At 67.5% G+C, this 12,626-nt stretch carries 13 protein-coding genes and 1 tRNA gene; 5 read left to right on the top strand and 9 right to left on the bottom strand.

Translation table 11 applies throughout. The annotated features are described in order from the left end of the window. The first annotated feature begins 33 nt into the window (after positions 1-33). The gene (locus tag R2707_15770) at positions 34-1,368 is read left to right on the top strand and encodes an ammonium transporter (GenBank protein MEZ5246556.1); all 1,335 of its coding nucleotides are present in this window, start codon (positions 34-36) and stop codon (positions 1,366-1,368) included. Between the two features lie 77 nt (positions 1,369-1,445). Then, positions 1,446-2,921: a glycoside hydrolase family 130 protein gene (locus tag R2707_15765; GenBank protein MEZ5246555.1), complete on the top strand. Its 1,476-nt coding sequence runs from the start codon at positions 1,446-1,448 to the stop codon at positions 2,919-2,921. Here the strand turns inward: R2707_15765 and R2707_15760 are convergent. Genes R2707_15760 through R2707_15750 form a run of 3 tightly spaced genes read right to left on the bottom strand, consistent with a single transcriptional unit; the run spans position 2,881 to position 6,268 of the window. Next, positions 2,881-4,110 (bottom strand): cellulase family glycosylhydrolase, encoded by a 1,230-nt coding sequence (locus tag R2707_15760; protein MEZ5246554.1) that lies wholly within the window; start codon positions 4,108-4,110, stop codon positions 2,881-2,883. The genes R2707_15765 and R2707_15760 overlap by 41 nt on opposite strands. Continuing rightward, entirely contained in the window at positions 4,107-5,117 is a 1,011-nt protein-coding gene (locus R2707_15755) for a hypothetical protein (GenBank protein ID MEZ5246553.1), read from the bottom strand. The genes R2707_15760 and R2707_15755 overlap by 4 nt, the downstream gene beginning before the upstream one ends. Further along, entirely contained in the window at positions 5,114-6,268 is a 1,155-nt protein-coding gene (locus R2707_15750) for a glycosyltransferase (protein MEZ5246552.1), read from the bottom strand. The genes R2707_15755 and R2707_15750 overlap by 4 nt, the downstream gene beginning before the upstream one ends. Positions 6,269-6,399: 131 nt before the next feature. Here R2707_15750 and R2707_15745 point away from each other — a divergent pair, with 131 nt between their 5' ends. Together R2707_15745 and R2707_15740 are read left to right on the top strand one after the other, a co-directional pair. Next, positions 6,400-7,497: a glycosyltransferase family 4 protein gene (locus R2707_15745; GenBank protein MEZ5246551.1), complete on the top strand. Its 1,098-nt coding sequence runs from the start codon at positions 6,400-6,402 to the stop codon at positions 7,495-7,497. Between the two features lie 186 nt (positions 7,498-7,683). Continuing rightward, complete coding sequence (locus R2707_15740) at positions 7,684-7,848, top strand: hypothetical protein (protein MEZ5246550.1); 165 nt, start codon at positions 7,684-7,686, stop codon at positions 7,846-7,848. 42 nt (positions 7,849-7,890) lie between these two features. Here R2707_15740 and R2707_15735 read toward each other — a convergent pair whose 3' ends face one another. From R2707_15735 to R2707_15720, 4 genes are all read right to left on the bottom strand, one after another. Beyond that, complete coding sequence (locus R2707_15735) at positions 7,891-8,415, bottom strand: hypothetical protein (protein ID MEZ5246549.1); 525 nt, start codon at positions 8,413-8,415, stop codon at positions 7,891-7,893. Positions 8,416-8,435: 20 nt separating this feature from the next. Then, the gene (locus tag R2707_15730) at positions 8,436-8,930 is read right to left on the bottom strand and encodes a hypothetical protein (GenBank protein ID MEZ5246548.1); all 495 of its coding nucleotides are present in this window, start codon (positions 8,928-8,930) and stop codon (positions 8,436-8,438) included. Between the two features lie 722 nt (positions 8,931-9,652). Continuing rightward, a tRNA-Pro gene (locus R2707_15725) sits at positions 9,653-9,729 on the bottom strand. A 62-nt stretch (positions 9,730-9,791) separates the two neighbouring features. Next, on the bottom strand, positions 9,792-10,172 hold the full coding sequence (locus tag R2707_15720) for a hypothetical protein (protein ID MEZ5246547.1): 381 nt from the start codon (positions 10,170-10,172) through the stop codon (positions 9,792-9,794). Positions 10,173-10,261: 89 nt separating this feature from the next. Here R2707_15720 and R2707_15715 point away from each other — a divergent pair, with 89 nt between their 5' ends. Next, the gene (locus tag R2707_15715; GenBank protein MEZ5246546.1) at positions 10,262-10,615 is read left to right on the top strand and encodes an STAS domain-containing protein; all 354 of its coding nucleotides are present in this window, start codon (positions 10,262-10,264) and stop codon (positions 10,613-10,615) included. On the opposite strand, the gene R2707_15710 is transcribed toward R2707_15715, so the two are convergent. Continuing rightward, complete coding sequence (locus tag R2707_15710) at positions 10,616-11,689, bottom strand: ArsA-related P-loop ATPase (protein MEZ5246545.1); 1,074 nt, start codon at positions 11,687-11,689, stop codon at positions 10,616-10,618. Further along, positions 11,686-12,624: an ArsA-related P-loop ATPase gene (locus R2707_15705; GenBank protein MEZ5246544.1), complete on the bottom strand. Its 939-nt coding sequence runs from the start codon at positions 12,622-12,624 to the stop codon at positions 11,686-11,688. Before R2707_15705 ends, R2707_15710 begins: the two co-directional genes overlap by 4 nt. Positions 12,625-12,626 lie beyond the last annotated feature (2 nt).

The following is a 12,626-nucleotide window of genomic DNA, read 5'->3' as shown; positions in this document are numbered from 1 at the left end:
ACCGCATCGGTGCCCGAAAGCAGGGAAACAATCATGGCAGTCATCTCGACCGCGGCGTTCGCCCAGGTCTCGATAGAGGACGTGCAGGCGAACCTCGACAACGTCTGGGTCCTGGTGGCGGCAGTGCTCGTCATCTTGATGCAGGCGGGTTTCGCGCTCGTGGAGGCCGGGCTCACCCGGGCGAAGAGCGTCGCCAACATCTTCATGAAGAACCTCATGGACTTCTGTGTCGGTGCCGTGGCCTTCCTGGCGCTCGGCTTCGCCATCGCGTTCGGTGGCAGTCTCGACGGGTTCGGCAAGTTCTTCGGAGCGAAGGGCTTCTTCCTGGGGGAGGGGGCGTTCACCTACGGGACACTGACCGTGCCGGTCTTCTTCATGTTCCAGGTGGCGTTCGCGGCCACGGCGGCGACGATCGTGTCGGGCGCCACGGCGGAACGAACCAAGTTCCGGGCGTACCTCGTCTACAGCTTCGTGATCAGCCTCTTCATCTATCCGGTGGTGGTGCGCTGGCAGTGGGGCGGTGGCTGGCTGTACCAGGGCGTCGGCCTGCCCGGCATCTACCACGACTTCGCCGGGTCGAGCATCGTTCACATGGTCGGTGGCTGCGCGGCGTTCTGGGGGGCCCGGGCCCTTGGCCCGCGCCTCGGGCGCTACGACAGCGAGGGTCGGCTCCAGGCGATCCCCGGACACAGCATCCCCTACGCGATCCTCGGCTGTTTCGTGCTGCTGGTCGGCTGGTACGGCTTCAACCCCGGCTCGGAGTTGGCGGCCGACGGGGCGATCGGTGGCATCGCCGTCACCACCACGGCGGCCGGTGCGATGGGTGCCATCACGGCCATGATCACGATCTGGATCCGGACGGGGAAGCCCGATGTGGGCATGACCGGCAACGGTCTGCTCGCGGGGCTCGTCGCGATCACCGCAGGGTGTGCCGCGGTGACGCCGCAGGCCGCACTGGTCATCGGCGGCGTCGCCGGTGTGCTCGTGGTCCTCGCCGTGTCGTTCTTCGACAACGTCATGAAGATCGACGACCCGGTCGGTGCCATCTCGGTTCACGGGGTGTGCGGCGCGTTCGGCACGATCTGTGTCGGCCTGTTCGCCCGGAGCGATGCCGAGGGCTTCTGGCAGAAGGGTCTCTTCTACGGGGGCAACACCGATCAGCTGGTCACCCAGGTGCTCGGCGTGTTGGCCATCCTCCTGTGGGTCTCGATCACGTCGTTCGCCCTCTTCGCGGCGTTGAAGGCATTCGGCGGTCTGCGGGTGTCGGAGGCGGAGGAGTTGGCCGGTCTCGATGTCGAGGAGCACGGTTCGTCGGGCTACGGCGAGGGCTTCGGCCGCTTCGCCGCCTCTGCCTCGCTGCCGAGCTGACGTCGAAGGCGGTACGGTTGGGTGATCTGCCGCTGGCGCGGCAGATCACCGAATCGACTGCCCAGGGAGATCCGCTCATGAGTGTTCTCCCCATCGAGCGCTGCGCCGATGTGCGCCTGGTTCCCGACGCCCGCCGTGTGATCGCAAAGCCCTTCCTTCCGGGAGAAGAGGTCTTCCCCGACGGGACGTCGCGCATCGAGGTCGTCGTACGGCGAATCCTGGCGATGGACGAGTCGGTGGTCCACACGACGCTCGCGGCGGTGCGCGAGGACTTCGACGGTCGTCACCGAGATCTCGATGCGGTGCTCCACACCAACTTCGAGCTCGTCGCCCGGCGGGTCGAGCTCGCCGACGATCTCTCGGCCGAGCGGAGACTCCTGCTCGGGGCGTACTTCACCCACGAGTACTCGATCGAGGCGGCCGCCCTCGGCAACCCCTCGATGGTCGCCGCCCCTGATCAATCGGGGCTCGCCGCGGGCGAGACGCGCTTCGTCATGAGCCTGCGGGCGATCGGTGAGGGCCACATCTCTTCGATCGAGTTCCGCTCGGGCGTGATCGATGCCGACATGGGCATCACCGTCGATCGCAGCAGTCGACATGCCGAAACCGGTCGGCGAATGGGAGCCGAGTACGACAAGGACTTCTTCGAGTCGAAGCTGGCCGAGCTGGGGGCGTTGAACGAGTACGCCCGGATGGTGATGGCCGACCTCGGCCCCCGATTCGCGATGGCGGACTTGGAGGTCGCGCTGCAGCGACTCGACGAGGAGGGGGTCGATCACATGATGACGCTCGAAACGCGCCACATCCTGCATTGGCTCGCGTCGTCGAACTACCGCATCGAGTTCCCCCCGGGGAACGACATCTCCGAGCGGGTGATCTTCCCGGGTGGCCCGACCGAGAGCCACGGGATGGAAGATGTGCGTCTGGTCCGGTTCGTCCACGACGACGGGACGGTCGTGTACTACGGCACGTACACCGCGTTCGACGGCCACCAAATCCTTCCCCAGCTCATCGAGACCGAAGACTTCGTCGATTACCGGATCGCAACCCTGAGCGGCCGGGCCGCGCAGAACAAGGGCATCGCCCTGTTCCCGCGAAAGCTCGACGGCGAGTTCGTCGCCCTCGGCCGGCAGGACAACGTGAACAACTTCCTGATGCGATCGCCCGATGTTCGTGTGTGGCACGAGACGTCGAAGATCCAGGAGCCCGAGCAGCCGTGGGAACTCATTCAGCTCGGGAACTGCGGATCGCCGATCGAGACCGACGCGGGGTGGCTCGTCATCACCCACGGGGTCGGTCCGTTTCGTCGCTACAGCCTCGGCGCGTTGCTGCTCGACCTCGACGACCCCTGTCGCGTGATCGGGCACCTGAATGAGCCCCTGTTGACGCCCCGGGAAGACGAACGCGAAGGCTACGTGCCCAACGTCGTCTACTCCTGCGGCAGCATGATCGCGGGCGATCACCTCGTCGTGCCCTACGGCTTCGCCGACGTGGGGGCCGGCATCGCCACCGTCAGGCTGGACGAACTCCTCGGTCGGTTGGCCCAGCACTAGCGGGGTCGTCGCGGTAGCGGGCGTAGAGGCGGGCGAGGTGCGACCCTCCCTTGGTATAGAACTCGTCGGTCCTGATGTCGATCCAGGCGTGTGGATCCGTGTCCGGTTCGACGTCGAGTCGGAAGTCCTCCACGGTGGCGACGGCGGGCTTCGGCGAACCATCGGCGCGCCAGAGGCCGAACGCTCGCTCGTGGGTCGCGTCGTCGAGGGGCGGATCGTCCCAGATCGTCGGTCGGTAGTCGTTCGCACACCAGACCATCGCCCCCGCGGCGCCGGCATGTTGCAGGTCGGTCAGGGCCCGACCGGTGAACTCGGCAGCCGCCGCTTCGTCCACCAGCATCGGTGAGGTGGTGTCCGACGAGGTCGGCAGACCGAACTCGGTGAACACGACGTCGGCGCCCCCACCGAGCCATCGGGTCACCCTGGTCAGGAAGCCCAGCAGGTGTTCGTCGGTGGGACCGGCCGCCCACGGCGCGTAGATCGGATAGCCGTGCATGGTCAGGAAGTCGCAGAACGACGCGGCCTCGGCGGGGCCGATCCTTCGATCCTCCTCGAGATCCTCCATGTGGAGCCCGAGGGTGATCGCCGCGGCACCGTCGGCCTCGCGGATCGCGCTGGTGATCTGCTCGAGCCAGGCCCGTCCGCTCGCCCGGTCGGGCGGGACGACGCAGTTCGAGTTCTCGTTGCCGAGGTCCCACGCCCACAGCGCGGGGTGCCCGGCCAGCGCTGTGGCGCTCTCGCGGGCGAGCACGACCTGGGCGGCGATCACCCCGGTGTCGGTGAACCAGTTGCGGAGCATCCGACGAGACGGAGATCCGGCGGTGATGACCCGGAAACGTTGCGTCCCCTCGCCGGCATCGAGCGCCCAGTCGGGGATCCAGTTCGCCCCACTCATGTGGCCGGTGAACAGTGTGGGCATCAGGGCCAGTCCGGATGCCGCCGCCAGGTCCGCAACCTCCACCAACCGGCCGAGCTGCGGCGAACTCACGGTGTCGGGGTCGGGCTGGAAGTCCTCCCAGGTCAGGAAGACCCTGACCGAGCGGAGCCCGGCAGCCGCGATCCGTGCGAAGTCGTCGCGTACCTCCGCCGCGTCGAACATCGTCCACCAGCGCATCGCGGTTCGGGCCGGCCAGTAGTTGACCCCCACGTCGAACCGGCTCGGCGCGACCTGACGGCCGCCGTCGCTCACGTGCTCGTCGAGATCAGATGCGTCGCATGTTGCAGGGTCGACACCAACGCGAGTGTGGACTCGGCGCCTTGGTTCAGGTTCGGGCCCGAGGCCTCGAGCCCGTCGTAGCCGCCCCCGGTTGCCGGGTCCCACATCGGTGTGGCGGCGTCGTTGTCGCCCGAGAACCACCGTACGGCCATGTCGAGACCGGCAAGCCACTCCGTTTCGCCGGTGACGACGAAGGCACGATGGCAGGCATCGGCCATGGCCGCGACCTCGATGGGTTGCTGATCGAAGCGCGGAGCCGAGTCGGTCGGGCCGGCACCACCGACCGGGATGGGCGACAGGTGGCCGTCGACGGTCTCGCGCCGCAGCAGCCAGCCCAGCATCGTGATGCCGTCGGCGACGACGTCGGCCCGCTCGAGGAGATGGCCCGCCGCGAGCAGGGCTTCGGCCAACACGGCGTTGGCGTAGGTGAGGCGCGGCTCGGGCCAGCGCCAGTCGGGGTCCGCGGACGGGCGACCGATGGTGGCCACGGCATCGACGAGGAGGAGTCGGGCATCGGTGTGGGAGGGGTCGTCGGCGAGGACCTCGGCGGCACCGAGCGCGGCGAAGGCCATCGAGCGCGACCACGGAGACCGCGGCTGGACACCGTGATCGAAGTAGGCGCGAGCACTCTGGCGCATCCAGTCGTCGGGGGCGTGGCACGCCGCGGCGCCGAAGGCCCAGACGCTGCGACCCCAGCAATCCTCGACGGTGTGGTGACCCGACCAGCGGCCGGTCACCGCCCGTCGGTTGCGGATCCGGCCGTCGACACCCTGGGCGTTGGCGAGGAACTCGAGCGCCATGCGGCCGAGCGCGACGACCGCATCGTCGGGATCGGGCTGGCGGGCGACGACGACGAGGAGACGGGCGACGTCGTCGACGCAGTAGCCGTGCTCCGGTCTCGGCACGGCGTGGTCGGCGTGTTCGAACAGGCCGATCCCGTCGCTGAGCGTCACGAGGTGATCGAACGACGGCACCGTCATGGTCGTACCGGCTGACGGTGCGCGAGGAGCCGTTCGGCCAGCGCGTCGTAGCGCCCGGCGACCGCGGTCCACGACAGTTCGGGTGCGAGCCGACGGGCCTCGGCCGCCATCGACGCCGCGAGCGCCGGGTCGGTGAGCACCGATCGAATCGCCGCGGAGAGGGCCGCCGAGTCTCCCTGGGGAACCACCAGTCCTGCGCCGCTGGCGAGCAACTCGACGGCGTGGGGGAACGCTGTCGACACGACCGGGCGCCCGGCGGCGACCGCGTCGACGAGCACGCCGGAGGTGACCTGGTCGGTGGAATCGTAGGGCAGCACGACGAGATCGGCGGAGCGGATGAGTTCGGTGAGCGACGCGAGGTCCCGGTAGGTGTCGTCGAACGACACGTAGGCCGCCGCAGCCGATGTCGCCGCCCGCTCGATCAGCATCTTCCGGTACGACTGGCCCGAATGCGCGAGCACCTTCGGGTGGGTGGCGCCGGCGATGACGTAGCGGGGCTGGGGCACCAGGTCGACGAGGTCGGCGAGTGCGTCGATGGCCCACTCGATCCCCTTCCCCGGCCCGAGCAGACCCCAGGTCAGGAGTCGGGGTGGGCGGTTCGTCGATGTCGATCGCAGTGTCGGCGCCGACGCGGGTGGGGTCGCCGCGCCGTGGGGGATCACGACCACCTTGGCGGAATCGACGTCGAAGCTCGCGGCGAGGCGGACCCGCGCCGTCTCGGTCATCACGACGACTGCATCGGCTCGCGCACAGACCTGTTCGAGCACGAACTTCTGGTTGGGCGTCGGCGAGCTCACCACTGTGTGCGCCACGACGATCATCGGGACGACGACGCCGGCCAGCGTTTCGAGCACGTCGGCGCCATCGGGGCCGCCGTAGAGGCCGTATTCGTGTTGGATGATGGCCACGTCGGTGCCGTTGAGCACGTCGATCGGCGCCGCGAACCCGACCGAACCGTCGGCGTCGAGCGTGCCGACCACCGACGCGTCCTCGAGATTCGGGGTGGCACCGCAACGTACGACGTCGACGGTGCCGCCGTTCGCGATGACGCCGGCGGCCAGCGCGGCGGAGAAGGTCGCGATCCCGCACTCGGTGGGCGGGAATGTCGAAAGGATCCCGAAACAGCGGGGGCCGGGGGGAGAGCTGGGCATGGTGGAGCTCCAACGTCGGCTCGGTCGAGGCGCCGGGCCTGCGGAGGGCGACTAGCCGAGATGGCCGTCCAGCCCAAGCGGGGCACACGCTTTCCGAGAGTGTGCCCTCACCCTACTCGTCACGTTTCGCAATGGCGGTCGGTACGGTCGGTGCTGTCACCGACCTCCACACCTCCGACCTCCGCCGATCTGACCCCGGTCCGCTCCTTCGCATCGCGGTGCTCTCGCCGATCTCCTGGCGCACCCCGCCGCGTCACTACGGTCCCTGGGAACTGTTCGCCTCGTTGCTGACCGAAGGACTCGTCGCGCTGGGTCACGACGTGACCCTGTTCGCAACCGCCGACTCGCTGACTGCCGCACGACTCCGATCGACCGCGCCCACCGGGTGGTCGGAAGACACCGAGATCGATCCCAAGGTCGCCGAGTGCCTCCACATCGCCGACGTGTTCGAACGGGCCGACGAGTTCGACATCATCCACAACGGCTTCGACTTCCTGCCGCTGACCTACAGCGGCCTCGTCGACACCCCCGTCGTCACCACGATCCACGGGTTCTCGTCACCGCGGATCCTGCCCGTCTACGAGCGCTACGACGCGACGACCACCTATGTCTCGATCAGCGACTCCGACCGCCACCCTCGGCTCCACTACGCCGCAACGATCCACCACGGCATCGACCTCGACACCTTCGCCGTCCACCCGGATCCGGGCGAGCATCTTCTCTTCTTCGGACGGATCCATCCCGACAAGGGAACCGCGGTCGCAATCGACGTGGCCCGGCGGGCCAACCGTCCGCTCGTCATCGCCGGCATCATCCAGGACGAGGGGTACTTCGCCGAAGAGGTCGCGCCGTACATCGATGGCGAGGCCGTGCGCTTCCTCGGCCCGGTCGACGCCGCTGACCGCGCGCAGGTTCTCGGCAGTGCCCATGCCCTGCTCCACCTCATCGACTTCGACGAACCCTTCGGCTACAGCGTCGTGGAAGCCATGGCCTGCGGCACCCCGGTGGTGGCCTACGACCGGGGGTCCATGACGGAGCTCATCGATCACGCGACGACCGGTTTCGTCGTGCACGACGCCGACGGCGCGACTCGAGCGATCGATCTCGTCGACACCCTCGACCGGGAAGCGATCCGCGCCTCGGTGCTGGATCGGTTCGGCGTGGCGGCGATGGTCGACAAGTACGTCGCCGTGTACCGAGCCGTTGTTGCCGGAAACCCGAGACACTGAGGTCTCGGGTTCGAGCCGGGTACTTTTGGTCGACCTGGAAGGACAGCTCTTGAACTCCTCTGAGGCTCAATCGCCGAGCTGTACGTTGAGGGATTGACCGTGCCCCAACTCGTGATTGCCACGGGTCGGAGCCGAGCAGCGATCTTGCGTCACCTTCATCAGCGTGGTGTCGAGACTCGACATCTCATGCGGAAGCTCACCGATGAGCAGGTCGGTCGTGCAGCCGAGCGCTACCTCGGCGGCGAGACGATCAAGGCCATCGCTGCCGATCTACCCGTCCACAAGGAGACTCTGCGCAAGGAACTCAAGCGCATGGGTGTCGGGTTCCGGCTTGGAACGTTTCCCCGATGAGCCGCGACATGACCCGGTCGCTGACTACCGGACCTCCTGTCGCTATTCCGCGGCGAGGGCTTCGAGTAGCGCTTGGAGTTCCTCAGGGGTCAGGGAGTTCAGCTTGGCGTTGACCTCTTCGAGATTCGCCTGCGCATCGGCCTGTCGATCGCCAAAGAGTTCTTCGACTTGCTCGGCAATTGTGCCCTCGCCTCCGAATTGGTCGAGCGGCACGAATCCGACGAATCGGAGTCGGTAGCCCAGCAGCGAATCGTCGTCGTAGGACCGCACCTCGATGAAGACCGGATCTTGCGAGCCGGCGTAGTACTCCGTGTAATTCATGTAGCCGACGAGTTCGCCTTCGGCGTCGATCACCGGGAGCCGATCCTCGCGCTCGTACTCGGCAAGCCGTTCTTCGGCATCGGCCGAGCCGTCGGTCACGAGTTCGGGCGCACCCGGCTCAACTGGCGTTGGCCCGGCGTCGTGAACAGGAGTGTCCACTCCGCTCGTCGTGTCGACTTGCGGGCTGGTGCCACACGCACTCGCGAGCAGTATCGCAGTGGCGGCGAGGACTGTCTTCGTCGACATCCGACTTCTCCTCCGAGTACTCATGTGTTGATGATGCAGTCTTCAGGGGCAAGTAGATCGTCGGTCGACAAGGTGCCAGCGGGAATCGTGAACCAGTGTCGCCCGCGTGCGAGGAAGCAGCCGTCGTCGCACGGCGCGATGCCGTGACCGAACGTCGCCCACACATTGCCGGCAAGGGCCGTCTGATCGATGAACCCGCAACTCGCGAAGTTCCCGGCCTGCCCGAACTCCACAAGGATCTCCGCACGCGCACCCACGAGATTTGCCGAGGTTGGCAGCGAGTTGTTTCCGCAGTCGTCGGGTGCGATTGACCATGTACGTGAAACTCCGGTCGGATTGTCGTCGAAGTTCTCTCCCGACGCGTCGGTCCAACGCTGTCCACACAGCTCCGTCGTCGCTCCGGGATCGGTGCCGAAGCTCTCGACACCAAAGGTCTCGCATGCGGTCGTGAGGAAGAGTACGGCCGGCAATACGATTGCCATCCGCCGCAGACTTCGGAGTTCACGCTTCTGCATCCCTCTACCCGCCCTTCTCCAGCCGTCGTCCTCGCGAAGGGGCTCGTCCGAAATCGAAACTGCCAGCCGTCGTCGCCGTTGTCCGCCGACACTGGCTTCTTCCACCGTAAGGACGACCTGGGGGGGGTGTCAAGACCCCTGCACGCGCGGGTCGACCATCGATGCCGTGTGGCCGGTTGCATCGTTGTCCAAATCACATCGCTGTCGACCTGGAAGGAGAGCTCTTGAACTCCTCTGAGCCGCTCTTGATTCTCAATCTGGCTATTGATCTTGCCGAGGGTCCTGCTCGATCGGTCGATTCATCAACCTGGCGCCGGGTTAAGGCGCTCACCGAACGGGAATCCCGATCCATCGCCAAGCGCTACGTGGAGGGCTTCACGGTACCGCAGCTGGTGCTCGCGACTGGGCGAAGCCGTGCCACAGTCTTGCGACCCCTTCACCGGCGAGGTGTGAAGACTCGGCATCCGAAACGGAAGCTCACCGACGATCAAGTCAGGGGTGCTGCCGAGCGCCATACCGGTTCGGTGATGATGGTTTGGGTGATAGCGAGGCTACGTATTGCAGCTCAGCGTTCTTCGCCGAGATCGGTGCGATGACCGCATGAGCCCAACCACAAAATTCCGGACAGTCCCCGACCAGGACCTACCCACTCGGAAGTGACCGGACTGGGCCCGAAATGTGAAACCCGAGACGCTGAGGTCCCGGGTTCGAGCCGGATGCTTTGGTCGGGCAGGCGGGATTTGAACCCACGACCTCCTCGTCCCGAACGAGGCGCGCTACCAACCTGCGCCACTGCCCGTGTGCAGATTCACGAGGCTAGCGGGACCCGCGGCCGAACGGTCGCGAAATCCGTCGACCGGATCAGCTGGTGACGGTCTCGCCGGCGAGCGCCGCTTCGACGGCCCGCAGCGTGCCGAAGGCATCGAGCGGCTTCACCAGCCAGCCGTCGGCCTCGGCCTCGCGAGCGAGATAGACATCGACGTCGCGGTCGAGCAGGAGCAGCACCGGTCGATCGTCGAGATCGCCCATGCCGACCCGCTGCTTGACGGCGATGCACGAGGCCACGCCGCCCATGTTGCCGATCTGGAGATCGAGCAGGACGAGGGCGGGATCGACCTCGCGGATGGCGGGGACGACATCGATGCCCCGGCGGACCCGATGGATCAGGTGGGCACCGCCGAGCGCGGCTTCGACGTCGTCGACGAGCCAGTCGGCATCAGTGGCGAGGAGGATGTCCGTCACGGGGCCGCATCGTACACCTCTGTGCGCCCCGCACCCATGTTGGACGGGGTCGCGTGTCGGGCGGGAACCACAGGGGTTACGATGCGCCGGTGCTCGAGATCAACGCCATCCGGTCCGACGACGGAACCCAGATCGACCTCTGCCCTGCGGGGGAGCTCGACGCCTACAGCGTGGCGCAGTTCCGCGAGGCCTTCGCCGAGATGGCCGAAGAGCCGCGGGTGGTTGTCAATCTCTCCGGGGTGCAGTTCATGGACTCCGCCGGGCTCGGCGCGCTGATCGGCGGGATCCGCCGCATCCGCGAGTCCGACGGTCGGGTCGTCATCTTCAGCGATCGCGACGCGATCACCAAGCTGCTCCACACGACCGGGTTCGATCGGATCGTTCCGGTCAAGGACGACTACGCGGGTGCCATCGCGGCGCTCGACGAAGACCCCGACGCCTGATCAGCGCTCGGTGAGCAGCTCGGCGATGCGGTGCAGGGTGTCGACGTCGTGCACATCGCTCGGCAACAGCGGCACTCGGGCGACCGTGGCGCCGGGGGCGCTCGACAGCAGCTCCTGAATCCGCTCGTCGTCGCCGGCGGCAGCTGCGGCGTGATCGGCCAGCGCCTGCGAGGGGCCGCACGGGTGCGCGGCGTTGATCTCGCGGGCCCGTTCGGAGTCGACCGAGAGCGCGGGCAGGACCCGGTTGACGATCACGGCGGCGGCGGCCAGGTCGGCCTTGCCGAGCCGCTCGAGGAAGTACTGCGCCTCGGCGAGGGTGTCGGCGCGCGGCGAGGCCACGAGTACGAACGCGGTCTCGTCGGCCCCGAGGAGCTGCAGGGTGGCATCGGCCCGATCGCGGAATCCGTCCTCCATCCCCTGGAAGGCCTGGAAGAACTCGATCGCGTCGTCGACCACCTCGGCGCCGACCACGCGTGACAGCTGGCGGACAACCCCGGTTGCCGCCCGGTTGACGGCCCGCAGCACGCCCTGGCTCGGCGAGATGAGGATCTTGTAGATCGGGTTGTCGAGGAGGCGGGTCAGCAGTTTCGGCGCCTCGAGGAAGGCCAGCGCGTCGCGGGTCGGCGGGGTGTCGACGACGACCAAGTCCCAGTCGCCCGACGAGTGGAGCTGGGCGAGCTTCTCGACGGCCATGTAGTCCTGCGTGCCCGACAGGCTCGTGGAGATGTTGCGGTAGAAGCGATTGGCCATGATCGTCTCGGCCTGCGCCTCGGTGGGTGCGTGGCGGCGGACCACGTCGTCGAACGTCGCCTTGGTGTCGAGCATGAGCGCGGCCAACGTTCCCGACCACGAGCCCTCGATGATCGTCGGGTCGTTGTCGAGGTTTCCTATGCCGAGCGCGTCGGCCAACCTCTTCGCCGGGTCGATCGTGACCACCGCGGCGCGCCGACCCATCGAGGCCGCGGCCATGGCGGTGGCCGCCGCGGTGGTGGTCTTGCCCACCCCGCCTGTGCCACAGCAGACGATCACTTCGCACTCGGCGGTGAGGGCCCGATAGTCGGCCGGCCCGCTCATGCCCAGTCCTCCAGGTCGCGGATCGAGATCTCGACGGCGTCGGCCAGCCGATGGAGTTCGTCGAGTCCGATCTCGGTCGTGAACAACTGGGGCAGCCGCAGCTGCGCGAGCGGCAGCCGAGACTCGAGGCGTTCGAGCTGTTCGGCCTGGAGCGCGAGCCGGTCGCGTCGCAGGTCGGCCGCCATCCGGACGTCGGCCGTCTCGGCCGGTGTGAGCCCTTCGGGCGCGGGATCGTCGAGTCCGTCGATCGGCGGAAGGATGCCGTTGATCACGACCGGGCCGAGGGCGAGACCGACCTCGTCCTCCACCATGAACGCGGTGTCGATCAGCTCGTTGATGGGAGTCTCCTCGGGGATGCTCACGAGGATCGCCCGACAGCGCGAGGGATCGTCGAGCATCTCGAGAACCTCCAGCGCCTGGCGGTGCAGCACCCCGGTGCGGGCGGTGTCGCGCACTCCGACGGGAGCCTGCAGGAACTGGATCGCATGACCGGCGGCGGGTGCGTCGACGATGATCAGATCGGCGACGCCCTCGGACTCGAGGGCCTTGATGCGGCCGAGCACGAGCAGATCCTTGATGCCGGGCGTCGCCGTGGCGACGATCTCGAGCAAGCCGCTCTTCGCCATGCGCTTCGCGATGCGAGCGAATCCGTGCTTGGTCAGCCATTCGACCAGGGCGTCGTCGGGAGTGATCGAGCGGGAGCGGACGGTCCCGTGGTCCGCGTGGTCGTAAACGGTCGACTCCTCGTAGCCTGGTGCGTCGGCACCGAACATCGATGCCGTCGCCGACCGCCCGGCCACCTCCACCAGGAGGACCGACAGGCCGGTGCGCGCCGCAGCCAACGCGAGGGTCGCCGAGGCTGTGGTCTTCCCGACTCCGCCCTTCCCTGCCACGATGAGGACCCGCGACGATGCGAAGAACTGACCGGGCTCCATTC

The sequence above is a fragment of the Acidimicrobiales bacterium genome, from assembly GCA_041394245.1.
Taxonomy (GTDB): domain Bacteria; phylum Actinomycetota; class Acidimicrobiia; order Acidimicrobiales; family Aldehydirespiratoraceae; genus JAJRXC01.
Note: the sequence above shows the minus strand (reverse complement) of the source record. Positions and strands in the feature narration are given on the sequence as shown.

What these genes read in the sequence shown, in the direction of transcription:
- R2707_15770 (MEZ5246556.1), top strand. Translation starts at nt 34, where the DNA reads ATGGCAGTCATCTCGACCGCGGCGTTCGCCCAGGTCTCGATAGAGGAC.
- R2707_15765 (MEZ5246555.1), top strand. Translation starts at nt 1,446, where the DNA reads ATGAGTGTTCTCCCCATCGAGCGCTGCGCCGATGTGCGCCTGGTTCCC.
- R2707_15755 (MEZ5246553.1), bottom strand. Translation starts at nt 5,117, where the DNA reads ATGACGGTGCCGTCGTTCGATCACCTCGTGACGCTCAGCGACGGGATC.
- R2707_15750 (MEZ5246552.1), bottom strand. Translation starts at nt 6,268, where the DNA reads ATGCCCAGCTCTCCCCCCGGCCCCCGCTGTTTCGGGATCCTTTCGACA.
- R2707_15745 (MEZ5246551.1), top strand. Translation starts at nt 6,400, where the DNA reads ATGGCGGTCGGTACGGTCGGTGCTGTCACCGACCTCCACACCTCCGAC.
- R2707_15740 (MEZ5246550.1), top strand. Translation starts at nt 7,684, where the DNA reads ATGCGGAAGCTCACCGATGAGCAGGTCGGTCGTGCAGCCGAGCGCTAC.
- R2707_15735 (MEZ5246549.1), bottom strand. Translation starts at nt 8,415, where the DNA reads ATGTCGACGAAGACAGTCCTCGCCGCCACTGCGATACTGCTCGCGAGT.
- R2707_15730 (MEZ5246548.1), bottom strand. Translation starts at nt 8,930, where the DNA reads ATGCAGAAGCGTGAACTCCGAAGTCTGCGGCGGATGGCAATCGTATTG.
- R2707_15710 (MEZ5246545.1), bottom strand. Translation starts at nt 11,689, where the DNA reads ATGAGCGGGCCGGCCGACTATCGGGCCCTCACCGCCGAGTGCGAAGTG.
- R2707_15705 (MEZ5246544.1), bottom strand. Translation starts at nt 12,624, where the DNA reads ATGGAGCCCGGTCAGTTCTTCGCATCGTCGCGGGTCCTCATCGTGGCA.